Genomic DNA, 25405 nt, shown 5'->3' on the forward strand with positions numbered 1-25405 from the left:
AAGCGGCGAAAAATGTTTCGCCGCCATTATGGTCATATCCTTACTTACTGCCGAACAGACGGTTTTCCTGTTCCGCAACGCGGATGAAGGTTGTACGTTTGGTCAGTTCTTTCAGGCGCTCTGCACCGACGTAAGTACAGGCAGAACGCAGCCCACCGAGAATGTCACGCACGGTGTTTTCAACCGGACCGCGCAGAGGCAATTTGACTGTTTTACCTTCCGCTGCGCGGTATTCAGCAACACCGCCGACGTGGCGTTTCATCGCAGATTCTGAACTCATACCGTAGAAAAGCATGAATTTTTCGCCATTCTCTTCAACGACCGTGCCTTCACACTCGTCATGCGCAGCCAGCATCCCGCCAAGCATAACGAAATCAGCACCGCCGCCGAACGCTTTTGCCACGTCACCCGGAACAGCACAGCCGCCATCGCTGACAATCTGTCCGCCCAGACCGTGAGCAGCATCAGCACATTCGATAACAGCAGAAAGCTGCGGATATCCCACGCCGGTTTTTACGCGAGTCGTACATACCGATCCCGGGCCGATGCCGACTTTTACAATATCCGCGCCAGAAAGAATAAGTTCTTCCACCATTTCACCGGTCACCACGTTGCCTGCACAAATGACTTTATCGGGGCAAGCTTCGCGTACACGTTGCAGGAAACCCACAAAGTGCTCGGAATAACCATTAGCGACATCCAGGCAAACAAACTTCAGCAGAGGCGACAAAGCAAGAATTTGCAGGGTTTTAACGAAATCAGCTTCTGACGTCCCGGTCGATACCATGATATTACGCAGCACGGATTCATCGGAGGAAGTCACGAATGCCTGCCACTGTTCTACGGTGTAATGTTTGTGCACGGCCGTAAGCAAACCAAAAGACGCCAGTACGGTCGCCATACGGAATGTGCCGACGGTATCCATGTTCGCAGCAATAATCGGGGTGCCGGACCAGTTAAAACCTGAGTGTTTGAATGTGAATGTGCGCTCCAGTTCAACTTCGGAACGACTTTTGAGAGTGGAACGCTTAGGGCGGATGAGTACGTCTTTAAAACCTAACTTTAAATCTTCTTCAATGCGCATGGCGGGTTAGTCCTGGTTTGGCGACGGGTCGCTAGGGTGCACGAAAAATTTTTACACACCCTTTCCAGTGGTTTTATCATACACAGGAAAATGACAACGGCAAGATGGCTTTTACAACCTTCATCACAGACTTTTGATTGTGCAGATTAATAATTTTTCGCATCAAAACCGAGAACACCACGGCTTGCACTTACTCATAATCTCTTTATCATTTACCTAACTAATTTTATCAGAGCACCAGCATGAGCTATATCGTTGCATTGACCGGGGGTATCGGTAGTGGCAAAAGTACCGTTTCCGAAAGCTTCGCCCGTCATGGCGTAAGCATTGTCGATGCAGATGTGATTGCCCGCCAGGTCGTTGCTCCAGGTGAGCCAGCGCTGGAAGAATTAAGACAGCGATTTGGTGAAAGCATTATTTCCGCTGATGGCTCACTGAACCGCCCGGCCCTTCGGGCGCGGATTTTTAGCAATCCTGATGAAAAAGAATGGGTTAATAAATTATTACACCCCATTATTCATGCCAGAACACAATGTTTGATTGCTGAGGCGCAGACGCCGTACGTGCTCTGGGTCGTACCGCTGCTGATTGAAAATGGATTACAGACGCAAGCAAATCGCGTTCTGGTGGTGGATGTTGAGCCACATATTCAACTTTCCCGGACGATGTCGCGCGATGGCATCAGCCGCCAGCAGGCTGAAAGTATTATTGCTGCACAGGTCAGTCGTGAAAAACGTCTGGCCTGTGCGGATGACATTATTGATAACAGCGGTGATCCGAAATTAATTGAACCGCGTGTTGCCCAACTACATCACCGCTATTTGCAACTTGCGGTGTGAGTAAACAGACAGGATATTGCCAAGCATGACTGATGTAGCTGCAACCGTTCTCTTTGAACATCCACTGAATGAGAAAATGCGCACCTGGCTTCGCATCGAATTTTTGTTGCAACAGATGCATTCCAACGCACAACTCACTGATATTGCTTCTGCTCTGCTATTTTTTCGCACCGCTTCAGATTTACTGGATGTACTGGAACGTGGTGAAGTCCGTACCGATTTACTGAAAGAGCTTGAACGCCAGCAGCAAAAATTGTCTCAATGGAAAGATGTTCCGGGCGTTGATTTAGCAAGGATCGAGGGGCTGCGCGCTGAGCTTAAGCAATGTGCATCTGTGTTAATGAAAGCACCACGCATAGGGCAAGCGCTGAAGGAAGATCGCCTGATGGCCCTGGTTCGCCAGCGTCTGAGTATCCCCGGCGGGTGTTGCAGCTTTGATTTGCCGACACTGCATATCTGGCTGCATCTGGCACAATCACAACGTGATCGTGAAGTGCAAAACTGGCTCGAAACACTGGCTCCGCTGAATAATTCGCTCATGATGGTACTGGATCTGATCCGCCAGTCAGGCGCGTTTCGCAGTCAAATCAGTTTGAATGGTTTTTTCCAGGACAACGCTGAAGGCGCAGATCTGTTACGATTGCGGCTCTCGATGGAAAATCAGCTTTACCCGCAAGTATCCGGGCATAAAACCCGTTATGCCATTCGCTTTTTACCCCTCAACAGCGAACATGGCGTGGTTCCCGCGCGACTGAATTTTGAACTTGCCTGCTGCTAGGAGTTGCAAATGGACCCTGAAATCATTGAAGTAAATTGCCCGACCTGTCAGAAAATCGTGGTTTGGGGTGAGCAAAGCCCTTACCGCCCTTTTTGTTCCAAGCGTTGCCAGCTTATTGATCTCGGCGAATGGGCCGATGAAGAGAAACGCATCCCAAGTAAGGGTGACGTGAATGATCTGGACGACTGGAGTGAAGAAGAGATTTAATCCAGACAACGGGTATAGAAAAAGGGGCTTCGGTCCCTTTTTCTATATGCCACCAAATTCTACACGTAATCAGTACTGATTGTTTTTGAGGGCTGTAACAACCACTTCGTTGGCGGGAGGGAATTCCTCCTCTTTCAAATCGGCCTGCGCAACCCAGCGCTTCGGCTGCCCTTCTTTGCCATACGGCTCGCCCTGCCAGTCTTCCACCAGGAAAAAATAGAGTGTAATGATGCGATCCGGGAATCGGTGCTCCAATGTTTTCAGCAGCACAGGAGATTTAGCATCAATGCCGACCTCTTCCTGTAATTCGCGAATAACAGCCTGTTCAGGTGTTTCACCCGCTTCAATCTTACCGCCCGGAAACTCCCAGAACCCCGCCATATGTGACGATGCATCGCGTTGAGTGATAAAGATTTCTTTGCTGGCATTCCGGATAATGCCCGCTGCGATATTAAGTTGTTTAAGCGCCACAGTTTCCACCTATCCGCTGACTGCAATGACTGTCTTTATGGGGACTTTTTAGACAAAAATAAAGGCGGCAATTACGCCGCCTTCAAGATTAACACGATGACTTAGCCGGAGATCTTACTTTTGCAGGCGGCCATGGCATTGTTTGTATTTTTTACCAGAACCGCACGGGCAGAGATCATTACGACCCACTTTGCGATCACCAGAAGAAGCAAGACGTGCAGCTTCGGCTACTTCGATTTCTTGCTGATCCTGATGGCTAAGCTGCTGCTGACGAGCCAGACGTTCAGCTTCTTCACGACGCTGAATTTCCATCGCTTCAACTTCTTCAGGCATACGAACCTGAACTTTGCTTAGTACGCTGACCACTTCATATTTCAGAGATTCCAGCATGGCAGCAAACATCGCGAAGGATTCGCGTTTGTATTCCTGCTTAGGATCCTTTTGAGCGTAACCACGTAAATGGATGCCCTGACGCAGGTAATCCATTGCCGCCAGATGTTCTTTCCACAGAGAATCCAGCGTTTGTAACATCACGCCTTTCTCAAAATTGCGCATCATTTCAGCGCCAACCACTTCTTCTTTACGGGCATAAGATTCTTTCGCGATTTCCATGATACGTTCGCGCAGGGTTTCTTCATGCAATTCCGGCTCTTTGTCCAGCCATTCTGCAATCGGCATTTCCAGCTCGAAGTCTTTTTTCAGACGTTCTTCCAAACCCTGTACATCCCACATTTCTTCCAGAGACTGTGGCGGAATGTAGCTGTCGATGGTCGCCTTGAACACGTCTTCACGGATGCTGGCGATGGTTTCGCTCACATCAGACACGTCCAGCAATTCGTTACGCTGGCTGTAGATCGCACGACGCTGATCGCTTGCCACATCATCGTATTCCAGCAGTTGCTTACGGATATCGAAGTTACGGCTTTCGACTTTACGCTGCGCATTGGCAATCGCTTTGGTCACCCATGGATGCTCAATCGCTTCGCCCGGTTTCATACCCAGTTTACGCATCATGCTTGATACACGGTCAGAGGCGAAAATACGCATCAGTGCATCTTCCATAGACAGGTAGAAGCGGGATGAACCGGCATCACCCTGACGACCCGCACGGCCGCGCAGCTGGTTATCAATACGACGGGATTCATGACGCTCGGTACCAATAATATGCAAACCGCCGGAAGCCAGAACCGCGTCGTGGCGAATCTGCCAGGCAGCTTTGATTTCTGCAATTTTCTCATCGGTGGCTTCTTCACCCAGGTTTTCAACTTCAACCTGCCAGCTGCCGCCCAGCACGATATCGGTACCACGACCCGCCATGTTAGTAGCGATGGTCACTGCGCTTGGCTGGCCTGCCTGCGCGACGATATCCGCTTCTTTAGCGTGGAATTTGGCGTTCAGAACGCTGTGCGCAATGCCTGCTTTGGTCAGTTCGTTAGAAACAACTTCTGATTTTTCGATGGAAATAGTACCGACCAGAACCGGCTGGCCTTTGGCAGTACACTGACGGATATCTTCGATAATCGCGCCAATCTTTTCCATTTCAGTCATGTACACCAGGTCGGCCATATCTTTACGCACCATAGGGCGGTTAGTTGGCACAACAATGGTATCCAGCTTGTAGATAGAGCTGAATTCGAACGCTTCGGTGTCCGCAGTACCGGTCATGCCAGCCAGTTTTTCGTACAAACGGAAGTAGTTCTGGAAAGTAATGGAAGCCAGTGTCTGGTTTTCGTTCTGAATATCCACGCCTTCTTTGGCTTCAACCGCCTGATGCAGACCGTCTGACCAGCGACGACCTTGCATGGTACGACCGGTGTGTTCGTCAACGATGATAACTTCGCCGTCTTTGACGATGTAATCGACATCGCGGGTGAACAGGACGTGCGCGCGCAGTGCTGCGGTCACGTGATGCATCAGCATGATGTTAGTCGGGGAATACAGAGATTCACCTTCTTCCATAATACCGGCTTCAACCAACAATTCCTCGATCAGGACCAGACCACGTTCAGTCAGGTGAACCTGACGTGATTTCTCATCAACAGAGAAGTGGCCTTCCCCCTGGAAGGAATCGGAATCTTCTTTTTCCTGGCGGATCAGTTTAGGGATCAGTTTATCCACACGCGTATACATTTCTGAGCTGTCTTCGGCCGGACCGGAGATAATCAGCGGTGTACGTGCTTCATCGATCAGGATGGAGTCAACCTCATCCACCAGCGCGTAGTGAAGTTTACGTTGCACGCGTTCTTCAGGGCTGAATGCCATGTTGTCACGCAGATAGTCAAAACCGTATTCGTTGTTTGTGCCGTAAGTGATATCAGCAGCGTAAGCAGCACGCTTAGCCGGAGAAGGCATGCCTGGCAAGTTGATTCCGATGCTCAAGCCAAGGAATTCAAACAGCGGACGGTTATTTTCGGCGTCACGCTGTGCCAGGTAATCGTTGACAGTGACGACGTGAACGCCCTTTCCGCTCAATGCGTTCAGGTAAGCGGGCAGGGTTGCGGTTAACGTTTTACCTTCACCGGTACGCATTTCCGCGATGCAGCGCTCGTTCAGTACCATACCGCCGAGTAACTGCACGTCAAAGTGACGCATCCCGAAGACACGTTTACTGGATTCACGCACCACAGCAAAAGCTTCCGGGATCAGGTTTTCCAGCACTTCACCTTTCGCCAGACGCTCACGGAACTCATTGGTTTTCGCCTGCAGTTGCTCATCAGTCAGTTTTTGGATTTCAGGTTCCATGCGGTTGATCAGGTCAACCACTTTACGCATGCGGCGCAATGTGCGGTCGTTACGGCTACCAAAAACTTTGGTCAATAATTTGATTAACATAGTGCTTAATATCTCTTGGAGGCCACCAAATGCAGCCAATAATTTGTTGATTTATAAATAGAGTTTAGAATTACAGTCTGTTAAATCAGAGAGAACGGGCCGGCACGAATGCCTTGCACCTGTGCTAACCACAGGCCGGTTTGATGCGATGAAGCAAGAGGGAGGAATGGCTGTTGCGTCTGACGGATGATAACCGGAGGTTTTGGCTCATGGGTCAGTAAAGCATTAAGGGTAACCAGCAACGCGAGTTGCTGAACATGCAACGGCTCAGCGGCCTGCATTTCTGCTTCCGGCTGCGCTACGGTGTAAACCACCTGCGGGGCCAAAGCAAAAGAAAGATGACGGATGACCGTGCGTAATGCATGCTGTTGCCAGTAATCAACACCAAAAGCCGGGCGGCGATTCGCCTGGAGTAACGCAAGATTACTCAGCCCTGTACTGGCGATGTTAAGACGATTTAGACTTGAGGAAGTATTAGGAACCGCTGGCAGTTCCGTTTGCGACAGGCTCGTGGACACGCCAAGGCTTGCCGCGACCATCCCCAACAGGAGATGCGGCCAAAAATACCTTCTGCCAAATTGTCGCCAACGATTTAGAATGCCAATCACAAGTTTACAATCCGCCGGAGCCCATCATGCGCGATAGTCGCCCACAATTATTAGATATCCTGTTCGATGATGCCTCTTCGACTGAACAAAGCCCGCTGCGTATTGTTCAACAGCGTGCTGCGGCGTTATTGAAACTCAACCGCGCAGTGAAAGGTCTGTTACCGACGCCCATGCAACCATGGTGTCGTGTCGGTAATTATCGACAGGGAGTTTTAGTACTTGAAATAGCTAATGCCAGCTGGATGATGCGATTACGCTATGAACAACCCGCATTACTCTCTGCACTTCGAGCGCAAATTCTACCATCATTGTCATCAATCGACATCAGGATTAATCCTTCGCTCATGGCGAAAATGGAAAATGCTTCGCAGATCGCGATTAAAAATAAAGCGATCGCTGCAGAATCTATGCCCGTCAGGCATTTAAGCGCGCAGAGTGCAGAAGAATTAAGGGGACTTGCGAGCCGTAGCCCGGAGAAACTCAGAAAGGCTTTAGAACGACTGGCTGGCCTGGCCGGAGAGAGTGTCAAACCAACCAGTCGTAATAAGTAATACCAAAAGTACCGATTACGCCAATACTGTAGACGGTGCTTTAAAAGCCAGTGGCATTTCAGCTTCATCCTGGAATGTGACTAATTCCCAGGCTTCCTGCTTAGCCAATACCGCTTGCAATAACTTGTTGTTCAACGCGTGACCCGATTTGTATGCGGTAAACGCACCAATGATGTTATGGCCACACATGAACAAGTCACCGATAGCATCCAGCATTTTGTGACGAACGAATTCATCTTCAAAACGCAGGCCATCTTCGTTAAGCACGCGGTAATCATCCACAACAATTGCGCAATCAAAGCTGCCACCCAGGCACAAACCGCGTGACTGCAGGTACTCGATATCACGCATGAAACCAAAAGTACGTGCGCGGCTGATTTGGCGAACAAATGCTTCTGCGGAGAAGTTCATTTTGTAGCGCTGTGAGCTGGAATCAATCGCCGGGTGATTGAAGTCGATAGTGAAGTCCAGAGAGAAACCATTAAATGGTTTGAACTCGGCCCACTTATCACCGTCTTCAACACGCACGGTATCTTTGATGCGCAAGAATTTCTTCGCGCTGTTCAGCTCTTCAATCCCTGCATCCATCAACAGATAGACGAAAGGTGCAGCACTGCCGTCCATAATCGGCACTTCAGGCGCATCGACTTCGATAACAATATTATCGATGCCCAGGCCAGCTAATGCCGCATTAAGGTGCTCTACCGTAGAAATACGTACGTCATGCTCATTAACCAGGCAAGTACAGAGCATGGTATCACGCACGGATTTTGCATCTGCCGGGAAATCAACCGGTGGATTCAAGTCAGTGCGACGATAGATGACCCCGGTATTTGCCGGTGCAGGACGCAGAGTCAGGGTGACTTTCTTGCCGGTATGCAAACCGACGCCCGTCGCCTGAACGATACGTTTTAATGTACGTTGTTTGATCATCGTTTTTATCTCGCAATGTTTATCCATCCAACCGACCTAAGCATACCTTAAGGTCGGCGGGACAGTTTAGCACAAAGAGCGGAGATCCTACAATTCGGACTAGTCTGCCTGCTTACGCAGGAAGGCCGGGATGTCCAGATAGTCGGGCTCTTTATTAGATTGCGCGCTTTGATCATTGACCACTTTCGCCGCGGGTTTCGTTTCCTGCGGCAACGGAGACATCCCGTGCTGCTGGTAACGATGATCCATGACTGGCTGGCTGGCCGGTTTGTTGGTCACCAGAGTGATCTCAGGACGTTTGTCCATGCCGATACCCGTTGCAACAACGGTCACACGCAATTCGTCGTTCATTTCCGGATCAAGAGACGTACCGATAACGACGGTTGCGTTGTCTGATGCGAAAGCACGAATGGTGTTACCCACGGTTTCGAACTCATCCAGACGCAGGTCGAAGCCCGCAGTAATGTTGACCAGAACGCCGCGCGCGCCGGACAAATCGATGTCTTCCAGCAGCGGGCTGGAAATCGCCATTTCAGCGGCTTCTTCAGCACGGTCTTCGCCACATGCCACACCGGAGCCCATCATGGCATAACCCATTTCGGACATAACTGTGCGCACGTCAGCGAAGTCGACGTTCATCAGACCTGGACGGGTGATCAGTTCAGCGATACCCTGCACCGCACCTTTCAGCACGTCGTTGGCCGCACCGAAGGCGTCCAGCAGAGAGATACCACGGCCCAGAACTTTTAAAAGCTTGTCGTTCGGGATAGTGATCAGGGAGTCCACATGTTTGGACAATTCAGCAATACCCTGCTCCGCGAATGCCATGCGCTTTTTGCCTTCGAAGTTGAAAGGCTTAGTCACAACAGCAACGGTCAGAATACCTAAATCTTTTGCTACTTCAGCAACCACTGGCGCTGCACCGGTCCCGGTACCGCCACCCATGCCCGCTGCGATAAAGACCATGTCAGCACCTTCAAGCGCAGCGCGCAGGGCTTCACGATCTTCTTCTGCAGAATTGCGACCCACTTCCGGGTTCGCACCAGCTCCCAGACCTTTGGTAATACCGCTACCGATCTGAATCGTCTGGCCTACTGCCGTTTTACGTAACGCCTGAGCGTCTGTGTTAACGGCAAAGAATTCAACACCTTCGATGCGCTCACGCACCATGTGTTCGACAGCATTACCGCCGCCACCACCGACGCCGATGACTTTAATCACCGCGTCATTGGTCAGTTCCATAGGTTCAAACATAGTTTCTCTCCGTTTTGTGCCTGTCGCGTCGGGATCAAAAACCTTAACAGCATGATCCCGTTGTTAAAACATTAGAACTCTTTTCTCAGCCAGCTGTTGATTCGTTTGAACCAGTTGCCCACTGAGGCACGTTTTTCTACTTCGGCCTCACCGCTCAGGTGAGACTCCTTCCCGTAGTGCAGCAGCCCTACAGCCGTTGAGTAGTAAGGTTCCTGCGCATAATCCGTCAGCCCGGTGATGTTCAGGGGTTGCCCGATACGCACCTGGGTATGGAATACCCGCTGCGCACAAGCTGCCAGACCATCAATTTGTGCTGCACCGCCTGTCAGAACAATGCCGGCGGCCAGATGATGTTTTACGCCTTGCTGACGTAACTGCTCCTGCAATTGCAAAATTTCATCGTTCACTAAATTCAGCAATTCTGTGTAACGAGGCTCGATAACTTCAGCCAGTGTCTGACGCTGCAGACTGCGTGGTGGACGCCCACCGACGCTCGGCACTTCGACGTTTTCGTCTTTGCCGACAATTGAACCTAATGCACAACCGTGGCGAACCTTGATCGCTTCGGCATCGGTCGGTGGCGTTCCAAACGCATAAGCGATGTCGCTGGTGACCACATTCCCTGCATAAGGGATTACCTTAGTATGACGTAGTGCGCCGCCGGTATAAACCGCGATATCCATGGTTCCACCACCAATATCAACGACACAAACACCTAATTCACGTTCATCTTCCGTCAGAACGGCATAACTGGCTGCCAGACCGGCAAAAATAAGCTGGTCGACTTTTAAGCCACAGCGTTCTACCGCTTTCACAATGTTCTTCGCCATATCGTTATGGCAGGTAATCAGGTGAACTTTAGCCTGCATACGCACGCCGGAAAGTCCGACCGGGTTTTTAATCCCTTCCTGATAATCAATGGCATATTCCTGAGGGATCACATGCAGAACCCGATGCTCATCACGTACGCGTACCGACTTAGCGGTATGCACCACGTTCTCTACATCTTCCTGCGTGACTTCCTCTTCTGAAATAGGAACCATCCCTATTTCATTCTGACAACTGATATGTTTACCAGACAAAGCAAGGTAAACAGAGGAAATTTGGCAATCCGCCATCAATTCAGCCTGATCGATGGCGCGCTGTACGCATTTCACCACCGATTCCAGGTCATTCACGCCACCCTTGTCCATGCCACGGGATGGGCAACTGCCCACGCCAATAATATTGACCATGCCATCGGGCAGAACTTCCCCCACCAATGCGGCGACCTTTGCCGTACCGATCTCCAGCCCAACTACCAGTTTTCTGTCCGTCGACTTGATCATTGTTGTTTAGCCTGTGCCTGATTCTGTTGCTGATTACTGTTTTGCTGGTCAATAAACTCTGGTGCCCAACCTGCTGACGCACCGCTGTCATAACGTAAATCGACATAAGTGATGCGTTTTTTATCGGCTTCAGCCTGTTGCTGGAATCGCGGGTAAAGCTCGATAAAACGTTGTAAACGCCCCATCCGGTCATCTCTCCCCAATTCCAGCCGGACGTCATTATCCAGAGTTAACTGCCACGAGTGACGTGCACTCATTGCCACTGCTTTCAACGTGAACTTGCCGGCGGCCAGCGCCTGACTCATCGTTTGAAAGCCCTGCAAAACATCCTGTTCGCTGCCTTCCGGACCGTAAAGCAACGGCATTTTTTGTTTGACCACACGCTCGGCGGGTATGCTGAAAGATTTGCCATCGGCATCAACCATATGCAGATCATTCCAGTGTGCGACCGGCACATACTCCACGAGATGTATCTTCAGTTCATTCGGCCATTGCTTACGTACGCTGACCTGTTTTATCCAGGGTAAACGCTCAATCTGCTGCTGAATGACGTTCACATCCTGCGTCATGAACGTTCCCGGTGCCCCTAAGGACAGAATCGCCTGACGAATATCATCGTTGGTCGTGTAATGCCGCTCCCCGGTGACAACTAACTGGGACAACGGCAATCGGTTTGCATCCTGCATCCAGCCGACAACGGCCCACGCACTCCATAAAATCGTTCCTACCACCAACAGCAGAAACACGATCCCTGCCAGCTGGCCACCGTTACTGCGACGGCCGTTGCTCTCGGCCGTCTCACGCTCTCGGGTATTCAGGGCGGCTTGAGACATATCAGTCTGCCAGTTCCAGAATACGGAAAACGAGTTGCGGGAAACTCAACCCGGCGTGTTTAGCCGCCATCGGCACCAGACTGTGGCTGGTCATTCCCGGCGACGTATTCACTTCCAGTAAGTTGAAGTTGCCGTCACCGCCCTGCATGACGTCGACACGTCCCCAGCCACTGCAATCGAGCGCCTGATAAGCCTGCAAAGCCAGTGAAGTCAACTGCTGCTCCTGCGCTTCGCTTAAACCGCTCGGGCAAAAATATTGTGTTTCATCAGACAGATATTTTGCCTGATAGTCATAAAACGTACCGGCTGGCTGGATGCGAATCGAGGGCATCACCTGGTTGCCCACGATAGCCACGGTATATTCCGGGCCACTCAGCCATTTTTCGATCAGTACGTTATCGTCATGCCTGAAGCCTTCCTGCAGGGCGGGTAACAACTCTTTTTCCGTTGTCACTTTGCTCATCCCGACGCTGGAACCTTCACGGCTTGGTTTGACGATCACCGGCAGGCCTAATTCAGCGATTTTTGCCGCCAGAGCGCCCTGCCCTGCTTCCTCAATTTGTGAACGATGCAGTGCGACAAACGGCGTGACCGGTAACCCTAAAGCCTGCCACACCAGTTTGGTGCGGAACTTGTCCATAGTGAGCGCCGACGCCATCACGCCGCTGCCGGTATAAGGCAAACCGATTTGCTCCAGCAACCCCTGCAACGTTCCATCTTCGCCACCGCGACCGTGAAGTGCGATAAAGACTTTGCTGTACCCTTCTTCTTTGAGAAGCGCCACATTAAACGTTTTGGTATCGATGCCGTGGGCATCAACACCGGATTCGCGTAAACCAGCCAGCACTGCGGCGCCTGACTGTAATGACACATCGCGTTCTGCGGAAGTACCACCCAACAATACCGCTACTTTCTCAGACATGATGTTCTTCACCTTTCTTTACTGGTTGCAGCTTTTGATCTGCCAATTTACGGGCCACTCTGCCGACATTACCGGCGCCCTGAACCAGAACTAAATCGTCGCCTTCGAGGATTTGCGCCAGACTTTCCGGCACCGCCTCAATATCAGAAACCAAAATCGGATCAAGCTTGCCGCGTGCGCGAATAGTGCGGCACAACGAGCGGCTGTCTGCGCCAGGGATCGGCGCTTCACCGGCCGGATACACATCCAGCATGATCAGCACATCAACCTGCGAAAGCACATTTGCGAAATCGTCGTACAGATCGCGAGTACGGGTATAACGGTGCGGCTGGAAGATCATCACCAGGCGCTTGTTTGCCCAGCCCGCACGCGCGGCTTTGATCGTCGCATCCACTTCTGTCGGATGGTGGCCGTAGTCATCGACCAGCATCGCGCTACCTGTTTTACCGTTCACATTTTCCAGCGCGTATTCGCCCAGAAAATCGAAACGACGGCCGGTACCCTGAAAACCTGCCAGCGCGCGCAAAATAGCATCGTCGCTGATATTTTCGTCCGTCGCGACGGCAACTGCGGCCGCGGCGTTCAGCGCATTGTGACGACCCGGCGCATTGAGCGTAACGCTTATCAGCGGCAAGTCCTGACGGCGCAGCGTAAAGTGACCTTGCGCGCCCACCTGACGGTAATTTTCGATAATCACATCGGCGTCTTCGCTGAAACCGTACGTCGTCATATGACGTCCTACGCGTGGGATCAGCTCACGGATAACCGGATCATCAATACACATCACTGCGCGCCCGTAGAACGGCAGGTTGTGCAGGAAATTGATGAACGTCTGCTTCAGGATTTCAAAGTCACCCTGATACGTGTCCATGTGATCCGCTTCAATGTTGGTCACGATGGCCACCATCGGTTGCAGATGCAGGAAAGACGCGTCGCTTTCGTCTGCTTCAGCGATCAGAAAGCGGCTTGACCCCAGACGCGCATGCGTACCTGCCGCTTTCACCAGTCCACCGTTTACAAAGGTCGGGTCTAGTCCGGCCTCGGCATAAATACTGGTCACCATCGCCGTGGTCGTTGTTTTACCGTGCGTACCTGCCACGGCAATACCGTGGCGAAAACGCATCAGTTCAGCGAGCATTTCTGCACGGCGGATCACCGGAATACGGGCTTCACGCGCCGCAACAATTTCCGGGTTATCGGATGAAATAGCGGTGGAAACTACCACCACACTGGCATCCAGCACGTTCTCCGGGCGGTGATTGAAATAAATCGTCGCGCCCAGCGCGGTCAGTTGCTGAGTCACCGCGTTAGGTGCTAAATCAGAACCGCTGATCTGATAGCCTTCATTGGCCAACACTTCGGCGATACCACCCATGCCGGCACCACCGATGCCAACAAAGTGAATGTGCCGGACACGATGCATCTCGGGCACGAAGGTACGCAGTTTCGCCAATTGTTGTGTATTCACGTTTTTATTCACTATTTCAGGTTACTGATTAATCCGTTTCTTACGGCTGGGACCCCACACTGCGTGGCCCGTTCATTTTCATTTTTTGCTTGCGGCAACCACTTCAGCGGCTACACGCGCTGTCGCATCGGGGATGGCGGCGGCACGTGCTGCCATCGCCATTTCCATCAGATGGGTTCTGTCCCATCCGGCCATCAGATCAGCGACGGCGGCGGCACTAAAATCTTTCTGTTCGATAATCTTCGCGGCACCGGCTTTTTCCAGCGGCAGCGCATTCCAGTACTGTTGACGGTCTTTATGCTGGAAAGGCACAAAAATCGCGGGTAAACCTGCGGCGGCAATTTCACTGACCGTTAACGCACCGGAGCGGCAAACCACCACATCGGCCCAGGCATAAGCCTCTGCCATGTCATCAATGAATTCGGTCACTTTATGCTGCGTCTGACCGGCTTTTTCATAAGCCTGATTCACTGACGCCAGAGCACCTTTACCGACCTGGTGCCACAACGTAATCTTATCGCCCATCAGCGCTGCCACTTCCGGCATGCTCTGATTAAGGACTCGCGCGCCCTGACTGCCACCAATCACTAATACGCGGATTGGACCTTCGCGGCCGGCCAGTCGGGTTGCCGGTAATTCCAGCGCCAGCACGTCAGTACGCACCGGATTGCCAACAACGTCAGCATTTGGAAATGCCCCCGGAAACGCCTGCAATACTTTTTTGGCAATGTGCGACAACCCTTTATTGGTCATGCCGGCAATGCCATTTTGTTCGTGTAACACCACCGGAATACCCAGTGACCAGGCAGCCAGGCCTCCGGGACCGGACACATATCCGCCCATGCCCAATACCACATCAGGCTGGAAGCGCTTCATGATGGCCTTCGCCTGACGCCACGCATGATATATGCGAACCGGTGCCGTTAGTTGCGCTTTAAGACCTTTCCCACGCAATCCGGCAATTTTAATGAAATCAATCTCGATACCATGTTTTGGAACCAAATCCGCTTCCATTCGGTCTGCTGTACCCAGCCAGCGAACTTCCCAACCTTGCGCGATAAGATGATGGGCTACTGCCAGTCCCGGGAAAACATGTCCCCCGGTACCACCTGCCATCACCATTAAACGCCGGGTATTGCCACTCATCGGGCACTCCTTACAAACGCCTGGGCTTTTGCCAGCCGCGTTTCAAAATCCACTCGCAGCAATAACACGATTGCCGTCGACATAATTAACAGGCTCGACCCACCGTAACTGATGAGCGGCAATGTCAGGCCTTTAGTTGGCAACATGCCCGCCGCAGCCCCGACGTTAACCAACGCCTGGAAGCTAAACCACACGCCAATTGAACAGGCTAAAAACCCAGAAAAACGCTGGTCGGTCTCTAACGCGCGACGCCCGATGGACATGGCGCGAAAAGCGACGAAGAATACCATTAACAGGGCGAGAACCACACCGAAATACCCCAATTCCTCGCCTAAAATGGAGAAGATAAAGTCGGTGTGTGCTTCAGGTAAATACTCCAGTTTCTGGACTGAATTACCTAAACCTTGTCCCCAGAATTCGCCACGACCAAATGCCATCAGTGACTGAGTTAACTGGTAGCCACTACCAAACGGATCCGCCCACGGATTCCAGAACGATGTCACACGGCGCATACGGTATGGCTCGGCAAGAACCAGCAGTACCACTGCGAATACGCCCGAACCGATAATGGCCAGGAACTGCCACATTTTTGCCCCTGCCAGGAATAACATCGCCAGCGTGGTGATGAACAGTACAACCACCGTACCAAGGTCCGGCTGAGCCAACAGCAATACTGCCAGCACGACCATCACACCCATCGGTTTGCAGAAGCCCCAAAAGTTACTGCGCACTTCATCCACTTTTCGCACCAGATAGCTGGCGAGGTAGCAGAACAGTGACAACTTGGAGAACTCTGCCGGCTGAATACGCAGCGGCCCGAGAGAAATCCAGCGAGATGCCCCGTTAACCGAGCTGCCCACCACCAGCACCACCAGCAACATGATGACCGACAGCAGCAGCAGGACATTGCTGTACTTCTGCCAGACCGCCATCGGCACACGCAATGTCACCAGCGATAAACCAAAGGCCAGACCGAGATAAATAGCATCACGTTTAGCAAACAAAAACGGATCGTCTGCCAGACGCTGACCAATCGGCATCGACGCTGATGTCACCATCACGAAGCCGACGATAGCCAGCCCGAAGGTCAGCCACAGCAAAGTCCGGTCATACAACACCAGGGTGACGGACTCGCTTTCTTTGGCGCCCATCACCCAATCATTAAATTTGCCGACGAGGCTCAGCCCGGGTATCCGCATCAACCCAACTCCTTCGCCAGCGCGGTAAAGACATCGCCGCGTTGTTCAAAACTGCGGAACTGATCCAGGCTGGCGCAGGCTGGCGACAGTAAAACCATATCGCCGGAAACCACACGCGTGCTGATATCACGCATCGCCTGTTCCATCGTTTCAAACAAGGAAGAAACGTCAGGGCGCAAATCCGCCAGCTCTGCGCCATCACGGCCAAAGCAGTAAATACGCAGATTGTCGCCCTGCAAATAACGCGTCAGTGGCGAGAAATCAGCAGATTTACCGTCCCCGCCTAATAACAGATGCAGCGTGCCTTCAACGTGCAGACCGTTCAATGCGGCTTCGGTACTGCCGACATTGGTCGCTTTAGAGTCGTTAATCCAGCGAACGCCGTTATGTTGCCATGCCACCTGAAAACGATGAGCCAGACCGGTAAAGGTCGTCAGGGCTTTCAGGCTGGACGCATGAGGAATACCGACTGCATCCGCCAGCGCCAGCGCCGCCAGGGCATTGGTGTAGTTATGGCGTCCTGTCAGTGGCATCTCACGGGTATTCAGGACTTTCTCGCCACGCACACGTAACCAGATATCATCCTGCTGACGGGTCAGATGGTAATCACCCACATCAACACCAAAACTCACGCAGCGTTTATCCGCGCCACGTACCGGCATGGTCAGCGCATCGTCGGCATTGACGACGCATAATGCTGCGTTCTCATAAACTTTCAGTTTGGCTGCACGGTATTGCTGCAAACCAAACGGATAGCGGTCCATGTGGTCTTCAGTTACGTTGAGAATAGTCGCCGCCGCCGCATGAAGACTGTGTGTGGTTTCAAGCTGGAAGCTGGAAAGCTCAAGCACAAACAGATCGTATTCGTGATCCAGCATGGTCAGCACAGGCAAACCGATATTGCCGCCCACGCCCACGCGCCATCCGGCCGCTTTCGCCATCTCGCCGACCAGCGTGGTGACGGTGCTTTTACCGTTCGAACCGGTGATAGCCACAATTGGGGTTTGCGTTTCGCGGCAGAACAATTCGATATCGCCAATGATTTCCACGCCAGCCTCTGCAGCTGCACTCAGTGCTGGCGTTGCCAGCGCAACACCCGGACTTGAAATGATCAAATCAGCGTCCAGCAGCCAGTCTTCATTGAGTGAACCGAGATGACACTCAATGTTATCCGCCAGTTTATCGAGTCCTGGCGGGCTGACGCGGGTATCAATGACACGCGGCGTGACGCCACGTGCAACAAAGAAATCAACACAAGACAGGCCGGTAAGACCCAGCCCGATGATGACCACTTTTTTACCCTGATAGTCAGCCATAATTACCGTACCTTCAGCGTCGCTAGGCCAATCAGCACCAGCATCAGCGAAATAATCCAGAAGCGCACAATAACGCGCGGTTCCGGCCAGCCTTTAAGTTCGTAGTGATGATGGATAGGCGCCATACGGAAAATGCGCTGCCCACGTAACTTAAAGGACCCAACTTGTAAGATTACCGACAGGGTTTCGACAACAAACACACCGCCCATAATCACCAGCAAAAACTCCTGACGCAGCAGCACAGCGATAGTGCCCAGCGCGCCACCCAGCGCCAGAGAACCGACATCGCCCATGAAAACTTGTGCCGGATAGGTGTTGAACCACAGGAACCCGAGCCCGGCACCGACAATTGCGGTACACACGATCACCAGTTCACCCGCGTGACGCAGATAAGGGATGTGCAGGTAGCTGGCAAAATTCATGTTACCGGTCGCCCATGCCACCAGCGCAAAGCCCGCCGCGACGAAAACCGTTGGCATAATCGCCAGCCCGTCCAGACCATCCGTCAGATTGACGGCGTTACTGGTACCGACAATCACAAAGTAGCTCAGCAGGATGTACATCAAACCCAGCTGCGGCATGATGTCTTTAAAGAACGGCACCACCAGCTCGGTCGCTGGCGTGTCTTTACCAATGGCATACATCGTGAAAGCGGCGGCCAGCGCAATGACTGACTGCCAGAAGTATTTCCAGCGGGCGATCAGCCCCTTGGTGTCTTTACGCACGACTTTGCGATAGTCATCGATAAAGCCCACCACACCGTAACCCAGCAATACGAACAGCACACACCACACGTACGGATTGGACGGATAGGCCCACATCAATACGGAAATCGTGATAGACGCCAGAATCATCAGGCCGCCCATCGTTGGTGTACCACGTTTACTGAAATGTGATTCCGGGCCGTCGTTACGGACAATCTGGCCGAAAGACATTTTCTGCAGACGGGCAATCATGCGAGGCCCAATCCACAGCGACAGGAACAAAGCGGTCAGCAGGCTGACAATGGCGCGAAACGTCAGATAAGAAAAGACGTTGAAGCCGGAATAATATTTGACCAAATGTTCGGCCAGCCAAACTAACATGTTGCATTCTCCTGTAACGCGCGTACTACCTGCTCCATTGCGGCACTACGTGAACCTTTAATCAAAACGGTAATTACCGCATGTTCAGACAGTAAGCTCGTTAAACGGGCCGTCAGGGCTGCCTTATCTTCCAGATGTTCACCACACCCGCTGACATCACTGATGATGCGGCTGTCATGACCAATGCTGAATACTTTGTCGATACCGGCGTCGCGGATAGCTTCACCGACCTGACGATGGCAATGTTCGCTTTCAGCGCCCAGTTCAGCCATATCGCCCACTGCCATCACGCGGTAGCCCGGCATTTCCGCCAGCACCTGTGCGGCAGCGGTCATTGAACCCACATTCGCGTTGTAGCTGTCATCAAGCAAGGTTTTGCCCTCGCTGATAACGATCGGGAATAAGCGCCCTTTCACGGATTGCAGCGTCGCCAGCCCGGCGCGCACGTTCTCCGGCGATGCACCGACAGACATTGCCAGCGCAGCCGCAGCGAGTGCGTTAGCGATATTGTGACGACCCGGAACCGGCAGCGAGACATCAATGCTGCCCTGAGGAGAATGCAGAGTGAACGTGGTATTCAGCGGGCTGATGTTGACATCAGTGGCACTGAAATCGATGCCTTCACCGAAAGTGGGAGAGAAACGCCAGACGGTTTTACCGTTCAGCTTATGCTGCCAGTTCGCCCAATCGTTGTTATCCGCATTGATCACGGCAATGCCGTTTTCCGGCAGCCCATCGAAAATCTCGCCTTTCGCACGAGCCACGCCTGCGAGGGAACCGAAACCCTCCAGATGTGCGGCGGACAAGTTATTCACCAGCGCCGTTTCAGGTCGTGCCAGGGCAGTGGTGTAGGCGATTTCACCCGCATGATTCGCACCCATTTCGATGACAGCAAAATCATGTTCTGCCGTTAAGCGCAGCAACGTCAGAGGAACGCCAATGTCGTTATTGAAGTTGCCTGCGGTATACAGCACATTGCCGCACTCGCGCAAAATCGCCGCGGTCATCTCTTTCACAGACGTCTTGCCGGAAGAACCGGTCAGGCCGACGACACGCGCCGGAACCTGCTGACGCACCCAGCCGCCCAGTTGCCCGAGCGCAATACGGGTGTCAGCAACCACTAACTGAGGAACATCTACCGGTAAGCGCTTACTTACCAGTAAAGCCCCTGAACCGGCTTTTACGGCATCAGCGGCAAAGTCGTGGGCATCGAATTTTTCGCCTTTCAGGGCGACAAACAAACAGCCTTCAGTGATCTGACGGGTGTCCGTCGTCACGCTGTCAATTTGAGTATCAGTGCCGATGAGCTCAGCGTTGAGCGCATCAGCCAGCGTTTGCAGGGAAACACGGATCATGCGATCACCCCCAGCAAACGTGCAACCGTCACACGGTCGGAATAGTCGAGACGCTGGTTTCCGACGAGCTGGTAATCCTCATGCCCTTTACCGGCAATCAACACAACGTCGTCTTCTTTCGCCTGCATGATCGCGCTGGTGACTGCTTCTGCGCGGCCATGGATTTCCTGCACACGTCCTGCATCAAGCAGACCGGCAAGGATATCTGCAACGATAGCGCGAGGCTCTTCGCTGCGAGGATTATCATCGGTAACAATCACGCGGTCAGCGTATTGCTCAGCAATAGCGCCCATCAGCGGACGCTTGCCTTTATCGCGATCTCCACCGCAACCAAAAACGCACCACAACGTGCCACGACAATGTAGCCGCGCTGCCGCCAGCGCTTTTTCCAGTGCGTCAGGAGTGTGCGCATAATCAACCACCGCCGTAGGTTTACCCGGCGCATTGAAAACTTCCATACGGCCACAAACCGGTTGCAGCTGAGAGGCGGTCGCCAGTAATTGCGCCAGCGGATAATCCAGAGAAAGCAGCGTGGCCAGCGCAACCAGCAGATTGCTGACGTTGAAGGCCCCCATCAGGCGGCTCTCCAGCTTGCCTTCACCCCAGCTTGAATCGATGTTTACGGTGGCACCGTTATCGTGATAATTCACGCTACGTGCCACCAGCCAGCGGCCACTCCAGCCTGCCGGAATTTTGTCTTCCATGCTGACCGCAATAGCATTTGGCGTTTTCGCCAGCCAGCGTGCACCGACTTCATCGTCAGCATTGATAATTTTTTGACCGACCTGATGTGAGGCGAAAAGCTGCCATTTGGCATCTTCATAGCTTTGCATATCACCGTGGTAATCAAGGTGATCACGGCTCAGGTTGGTAAATGCGGCAGCGGCAAACGGCAGTGCGGCAACACGGTGCTGAACCAGCCCGTGTGAAGAAACTTCCATTGCGGCAAAGGTTGCACCCAGTTTCACCAGGTCAGCCAGAATGTGCTGAACCTGTACGGCAGAACCGGTGGTGTTTTCCGCTGGTATCACGTTATCCAGCAGGCCATTGCCCACAGTGCCCATCACGGCACTGGTTTCGCCCAGCAACTGGCTCCATTGCGCCAGCAGTTGCGTGGTCGTGGTTTTGCCGTTGGTGCCAGTTACGCCAACCAGACGTAATTCTTTGCCCGGTTGCTGGTAAAAACGTCCCGCCAGCTCTGACAGCAGAATATTGAGATCCTCAAGATAAACCACCGGTACGCCATGCATCTGGCAGACCGTTCCGTGCTGTTGCTCACCCTTTGCCTCGGCCACAACGGCGGCGACGCCCTGGGCAATTGCCTGGGGAATAAAACGACGCCCGTCACTGGTATGGCCTGAAACCGCGACAAACAGATCGCCGGCAGCCGCAACGCGGCTGTCCAGAATCATGTCTTTTAGCGCTACCGCCGGGGCATCACTCACCCAGGGCGCTAAGATGTCGCGCAAATTACGATCTGCCACCTGAAGCCTCTTTTTGATTATTCACTATGTCTGCGTTTTCATCGGCAGTCAGCGCATCCGGTTCAACGTTCATGGTGCGCAATACGCCGCCCATGATGGCGCCAAACACCGGTGCGGAAACGGCCCCACCGTAATATTTCCCTGCCTGTGGATCGTTGATAACCACCACAAGGGCAAATCTTGGATTGCTTGCTGGCGCAACGCCGGCGGTATAGGCAATGTATTTGTTAACGTACTTCCCATCCGGGCCGACTTTTTTTGCGGTACCGGTTTTAATCGCAATGCGATAGCCCTTGATTGCCGCTTTCACGCCACCGCCGCCAGGCAGTGCCACGCTTTCCATCATATGCACAACGGTACGTACCAGCGGTTCAGGGAAGACGCGCTCGCCGGAAACCGGCGGATCAACTCGTGTGATCGACAATGGGCGATAAACGCCCATGCTGCCGATTGTTGCGTAGACTCGCGCTAGCTGGAGAGGTGTCACCATTAGCCCGTAGCCGAAAGAGAAGGTGGCCCTCTCTATGTCAGACCACCGTTGTTTTTTAGGGTATAAGCCACTGCTTTCTCCGACCAGCCCCAAATTGGTCGGTTTTCCCAATCCGAATCGCGAGTAAGTATCTACCAGCTCAGCGGATGGCATCGATAACGCCAGTCGTGAAACACCGACGTTACTCGACTTCTGCAAGATACCCGTAACGGAAAGCTCCGCGTAACGGGCCACATCTTTAATCTCATGACCGTTAATCCGGTACGGCAAAGTATTCAGTACGCTGTTCTCGCGCACCACACCGTTTTTCAATGCCGTCATCACCACCATCGGTTTCACTGTGGAACCCGGTTCGAAGATGTCGGTGATGGCACGGTTACGCATCACGTCTTTTGGCGTATCCGGCATGTTGTTCGGGTTGTAGGACGGGCTGTTAGCCATCGCCAGCACTTCACCGGTTTGCACGTCAACCAGCACCGCAGTGCCCGACTCCGCTTTGTTGAATGCCACGGCGTTGTTAAGCTCGCGGTAAACCAGCGCCTGCAAACGCTCATCGATGCTGAGCGCCAGATTGTGTGCTGCCTGGCTGTCTACAGTAGAAATATCCTCGATGACGCGCCCGAAGCGGTCTTTACGAATGGTACGTTCACCCGGTTTACCGGTCAGCCAGCGGTCAAAACTCTTCTCGACGCCTTCAATACCTTCGCCGTCGATATTGGTGACGCCAATAACATGCGACGTCACCTGCCCGGCCGGGTAATAGCGGCGGGATTCCTGACGCAGGGAAATCCCCGGCAGTTTGAGTTTACGGATATATTCGCCGACCGCAGGATTGACCTGACGCGCCAGATACACGAAGCGCCCATTTGGATTGGCAGTAATGCGGGAAGAAAGTTGGGTAAGAGGCATATTCAGTGCATCGGCCAGCGCTTTCCATTTGGTATCGGAGGTGATACCGCCGCGATCGCTAATTTCTTTTGGGTCAGCCCAGATGGCATTAACCGGTACACTGACCGCCAGCGGGCGACCAGAGCGATCGGTAATCATGCCACGGGAGGTTGGAATGGTTTGTACGCGAAGGGAACGCAGGTCACCTTCCTTCACCAGCTTATCCGGATTAATCACCTGCAGATACGCCACACGCAACATCAGGCCAACCAATGCCAGCAGGATACAAGCGCACAACAACGCAAAACGCCAGCTGATAAAGCTGGCTTGATTTTCGGGACGCTTTAACTTCGCGGTGCGTGTTGCTTTCATTCGCTGCCTGTATTCTCCGTGCGCATTTTAAGGCTGAACCACAATAATTTCTTGAGATGGATCAACGTGTTGCATTTGCAATTTCTCCGTTGCGATGCGTTCTACCCGGCTGTGATCACCGAGGGCGTTCTCTTCAAGGATCAGGTTGCGCCATTCAATGTCCAGCGCATCCCTTTCCAGGACTAATTGTTCACGCTGAGCCGTCAGCAAACGCGTACGGTGAGCGGTAGTGACCACTAAAATTGCACTGACCAAAACGGCGATCATCAGAATTAACGGGATCTTGCCGTTGCGAAGGATATCGCTGGCGATCACTCCCACTAATCCGTGGCGTTCGTTGCCTATCACGCTGTTGTTCTCTCAGCAAAACGCAGAACAGAACTGCGTGCCCGCGGGTTCTCTGCCACTTCGGCTTCAGAGGGCATCATTTTCCCGACTGATTTCAGAGAACGTCCGCCAAGTTCCGCGATTTGCGCTTCCGTCATCGGGATACCGGCTGGCACCTGCGCGCCACGGCTATGCTGACGGATGAAGCGTTTCACAATCCGGTCTTCCAGAGAGTGGAAGCTGATCACGGATAAACGTCCTTCAGGTGCCAAAATTTCCAGTGCGCCATCCAGCGCACGTTCAATCTCTTCCAGCTCACTGTTGATGTAGATACGGATCGCCTGGAAGCTGCGCGTGGCCGGATGCTTGTGCTTCTCACGCACTGGCGAGGCATTAGCGATCAGATCCGCCAGCTCTTTAGTCCGGGTCATCGGCAATTCGCGGTTACGCTCAACGATCGCGCGTGCAATGCGTTTGGCAAAACGCTCTTCACCAAAAGTTTTCAACACCCAGGCAATATCTTCGGCTTCAGCTTTCATCAGCCATTCAGCTGCTGAATAACCACGGGTAGGATCCATACGCATATCCAGAGGCCCGTCACGCATAAATGAGAATCCACGTTCAGGATCATCAAGCTGAGGAGAAGAAACGCCTAAATCCAGCAGTACGCCGTCGATCTTGCCTTCGAGACCCCGATCCCGCACATAGTCGGCCAGATCAGAAAAAGGTCCGTGAACGATAGAGAAACGCGGATCATCAATAGATTCTGCGGCTTTGATCGCCTGTGGATCACGGTCAATCGCCAGCAAGCGTCCTTCCGGCCCAAGCTGGGACAGAATCAGACGTGAATGGCCACCACGGCCAAAAGTTCCGTCTATGTAAATGCCGTCCTGTCGAATGTTGAGGCCGTTAACGGCTTCATCCAGCAAAACGGAAGTGTGTTTGTAGTTTTCAACCATGCTTATAATGACAAGTCCTGTAATCGGTCAGAAAGTGGCTCCTGAGACGATTGTTCAGCGTCGATGTCTTCCTTAACTTGTTGATACCAGGTCTGTTCATCCCACAATTCAAACTTATTGAACTGCCCAACCAGCATCACTTCTTTTGCGAGCCCGGCATGCTGACGCAATGTTGTTGCAATCAGCAGACGCCCGGCGTTATCCATCTGACATTCACTGGCATGCCCCAGTAAAAGGCGCTGAATACGGCGCTCAATGGGGTTCATACTCGACAGACGGGACAATTTTTGTTCGATAACTTCCCACTCAGGGAGGGGGTAAAGGAGGAGACATGGGTGATGGAGGTCTATGGTGCACACCATTTGACCTTGCGATTCTTCGCTCAGTAAATCCCGATAACGGGTGGGTACGGCAAGTCGCCCTTTACTGTCGAGGTTAACCATCGTCGCGCCACGAAACATGACCGCTCTACCCCTCTGTGACCCTTTTCACCACTTTCCCCCACAAATTCCCACAGAAAAGAGTTTACGGATGGTTTTAAAACCTTGTCAAGCCAGAGCGGAGACGGTTTGGCAATATTTACGCAGCCACACAAATGCTTAGCGCAATGTGATGAGGTTTTTTAGAGGGGGTATAGAAAATAACGTCATGATTAGTTGAAGAAATTTCGGAGGGT

24 protein-coding genes are annotated in these 25405 nt (G+C 52.6%); 4 read left to right on the forward strand and 20 right to left on the reverse strand.

Features of this window, described 5'->3' with window-relative positions; genetic code table 11:
• Positions 1-40: 40 nt before the first annotated feature.
• Entirely contained in the window at positions 41-1084 is a 1044-nt protein-coding gene (locus tag HGO41_RS10970; protein WP_126125175.1) for a GMP reductase, read from the reverse strand.
• A 242-nt stretch (positions 1085-1326) separates the two neighbouring features.
• Between HGO41_RS10970 and coaE the strand changes: the two genes are divergently transcribed.
• The 3 genes from coaE to yacG are packed head-to-tail and all read left to right on the forward strand — an operon-like array spanning position 1327 to position 2908.
• Positions 1327-1923, forward strand: a complete 597-nt coding sequence (gene coaE, locus HGO41_RS10975; protein WP_112197238.1) for a dephospho-CoA kinase — start codon at positions 1327-1329, stop codon at positions 1921-1923.
• Between the two features lie 25 nt (positions 1924-1948).
• Positions 1949-2701, forward strand: coding sequence for a cell division protein ZapD (gene zapD, locus HGO41_RS10980; protein ID WP_121019705.1), 753 nt, complete (start codon positions 1949-1951; stop codon positions 2699-2701).
• A 9-nt stretch (positions 2702-2710) separates the two neighbouring features.
• Positions 2711-2908 (forward strand): DNA gyrase inhibitor YacG, encoded by a 198-nt coding sequence (gene yacG / locus HGO41_RS10985; protein ID WP_013576999.1) that lies wholly within the window; start codon positions 2711-2713, stop codon positions 2906-2908.
• Positions 2909-2977: 69 nt separating this feature from the next.
• Here the strand turns inward: yacG and mutT are convergent, their stop codons facing one another.
• The 3 genes from mutT to secM all read right to left on the reverse strand — a co-directional run bounded on the left by mutT (position 2978) and on the right by secM (position 6819).
• The gene (gene mutT / locus HGO41_RS10990; protein WP_037033571.1) at positions 2978-3379 is read right to left on the reverse strand and encodes an 8-oxo-dGTP diphosphatase MutT; all 402 of its coding nucleotides are present in this window, start codon (positions 3377-3379) and stop codon (positions 2978-2980) included.
• A 114-nt stretch (positions 3380-3493) separates the two neighbouring features.
• Positions 3494-6211 (reverse strand): preprotein translocase subunit SecA, encoded by a 2718-nt coding sequence (gene secA / locus HGO41_RS10995; protein ID WP_013577001.1) that lies wholly within the window; start codon positions 6209-6211, stop codon positions 3494-3496.
• A gap of 80 nt (positions 6212-6291) precedes the next feature.
• Entirely contained in the window at positions 6292-6819 is a 528-nt protein-coding gene (gene secM / locus HGO41_RS11000; RefSeq protein ID WP_037033422.1) for a secA translation cis-regulator SecM, read from the reverse strand.
• A 26-nt stretch (positions 6820-6845) separates the two neighbouring features.
• Between secM and HGO41_RS11005 the strand changes: the two genes are divergently transcribed.
• Positions 6846-7370 carry a DUF721 domain-containing protein gene (locus tag HGO41_RS11005; RefSeq protein WP_013577003.1) on the forward strand — a complete coding sequence of 175 codons (525 nt, stop codon included), beginning with the start codon at positions 6846-6848 and terminating at the stop codon, positions 7368-7370.
• Positions 7371-7385: 15 nt separating this feature from the next.
• Here HGO41_RS11005 and lpxC read toward each other — a convergent pair whose 3' ends face one another.
• The 16 genes from lpxC to mraZ form a co-directional block, all read right to left on the reverse strand.
• On the reverse strand, positions 7386-8303 hold the full coding sequence (gene lpxC / locus HGO41_RS11010; protein WP_015690467.1) for a UDP-3-O-acyl-N-acetylglucosamine deacetylase: 918 nt from the start codon (positions 8301-8303) through the stop codon (positions 7386-7388).
• A 99-nt stretch (positions 8304-8402) separates the two neighbouring features.
• Positions 8403-9557 (reverse strand): cell division protein FtsZ, encoded by a 1155-nt coding sequence (gene ftsZ / locus HGO41_RS11015; RefSeq protein WP_013577005.1) that lies wholly within the window; start codon positions 9555-9557, stop codon positions 8403-8405.
• Between the two features lie 71 nt (positions 9558-9628).
• Complete coding sequence (gene ftsA, locus HGO41_RS11020; protein ID WP_009634688.1) at positions 9629-10885, reverse strand: cell division protein FtsA; 1257 nt, start codon at positions 10883-10885, stop codon at positions 9629-9631.
• Complete coding sequence (gene ftsQ, locus HGO41_RS11025; RefSeq protein WP_250981028.1) at positions 10882-11718, reverse strand: cell division protein FtsQ; 837 nt, start codon at positions 11716-11718, stop codon at positions 10882-10884. Before ftsQ ends, ftsA begins: the two co-directional genes overlap by 4 nt.
• A gap of 1 nt (position 11719) precedes the next feature.
• Positions 11720-12640, reverse strand: a complete 921-nt coding sequence (locus HGO41_RS11030) for a D-alanine--D-alanine ligase (protein WP_153375623.1) — start codon at positions 12638-12640, stop codon at positions 11720-11722.
• Positions 12633-14108 (reverse strand): UDP-N-acetylmuramate--L-alanine ligase, encoded by a 1476-nt coding sequence (gene murC / locus HGO41_RS11035; protein ID WP_015690468.1) that lies wholly within the window; start codon positions 14106-14108, stop codon positions 12633-12635. Before murC ends, HGO41_RS11030 begins: the two co-directional genes overlap by 8 nt.
• 78 nt (positions 14109-14186) lie before the next feature.
• Positions 14187-15254: an undecaprenyldiphospho-muramoylpentapeptide beta-N-acetylglucosaminyltransferase gene (gene murG, locus HGO41_RS11040; protein ID WP_112150991.1), complete on the reverse strand. Its 1068-nt coding sequence runs from the start codon at positions 15252-15254 to the stop codon at positions 14187-14189.
• Positions 15251-16453, reverse strand: coding sequence for a cell division protein FtsW (ftsW, locus tag HGO41_RS11045; RefSeq protein WP_013577010.1), 1203 nt, complete (start codon positions 16451-16453; stop codon positions 15251-15253). Before ftsW ends, murG begins: the two co-directional genes overlap by 4 nt.
• Positions 16453-17769, reverse strand: a complete 1317-nt coding sequence (gene murD / locus HGO41_RS11050) for a UDP-N-acetylmuramoyl-L-alanine--D-glutamate ligase (RefSeq protein ID WP_015690469.1) — start codon at positions 17767-17769, stop codon at positions 16453-16455. The genes ftsW and murD overlap by 1 nt, the downstream gene beginning before the upstream one ends.
• A 2-nt stretch (positions 17770-17771) precedes the next feature.
• Entirely contained in the window at positions 17772-18854 is a 1083-nt protein-coding gene (gene mraY / locus HGO41_RS11055) for a phospho-N-acetylmuramoyl-pentapeptide-transferase (protein ID WP_013577012.1), read from the reverse strand.
• A complete protein-coding gene (gene murF, locus HGO41_RS11060; RefSeq protein ID WP_119262106.1) occupies positions 18848-20209 on the reverse strand; it encodes a UDP-N-acetylmuramoyl-tripeptide--D-alanyl-D-alanine ligase in 1362 nt (453 codons plus the stop codon). Before murF ends, mraY begins: the two co-directional genes overlap by 7 nt.
• Positions 20206-21693: a UDP-N-acetylmuramoyl-L-alanyl-D-glutamate--2,6-diaminopimelate ligase gene (gene murE / locus HGO41_RS11065; RefSeq protein WP_013577014.1), complete on the reverse strand. Its 1488-nt coding sequence runs from the start codon at positions 21691-21693 to the stop codon at positions 20206-20208. The genes murF and murE overlap by 4 nt, the downstream gene beginning before the upstream one ends.
• Complete coding sequence (gene ftsI, locus HGO41_RS11070) at positions 21680-23443, reverse strand: peptidoglycan DD-transpeptidase PBP3 (protein WP_119262108.1); 1764 nt, start codon at positions 23441-23443, stop codon at positions 21680-21682. Before ftsI ends, murE begins: the two co-directional genes overlap by 14 nt.
• Before the next feature lie 27 nt (positions 23444-23470).
• Positions 23471-23791 (reverse strand): cell division protein FtsL, encoded by a 321-nt coding sequence (ftsL, locus tag HGO41_RS11075; RefSeq protein ID WP_013577016.1) that lies wholly within the window; start codon positions 23789-23791, stop codon positions 23471-23473.
• Positions 23788-24729 carry a 16S rRNA (cytosine(1402)-N(4))-methyltransferase RsmH gene (rsmH, locus tag HGO41_RS11080; RefSeq protein WP_250981029.1) on the reverse strand — a complete coding sequence of 314 codons (942 nt, stop codon included), beginning with the start codon at positions 24727-24729 and terminating at the stop codon, positions 23788-23790. Before rsmH ends, ftsL begins: the two co-directional genes overlap by 4 nt.
• A 2-nt stretch (positions 24730-24731) precedes the next feature.
• A complete protein-coding gene (gene mraZ, locus HGO41_RS11085; protein ID WP_013577018.1) occupies positions 24732-25190 on the reverse strand; it encodes a division/cell wall cluster transcriptional repressor MraZ in 459 nt (152 codons plus the stop codon).
• Positions 25191-25405 lie beyond the last annotated feature (215 nt).

This window comes from Rahnella sp. CG8 (assembly GCF_023701875.1).
Lineage (GTDB): Bacteria > Pseudomonadota > Gammaproteobacteria > Enterobacterales > Enterobacteriaceae > Rahnella > Rahnella aceris.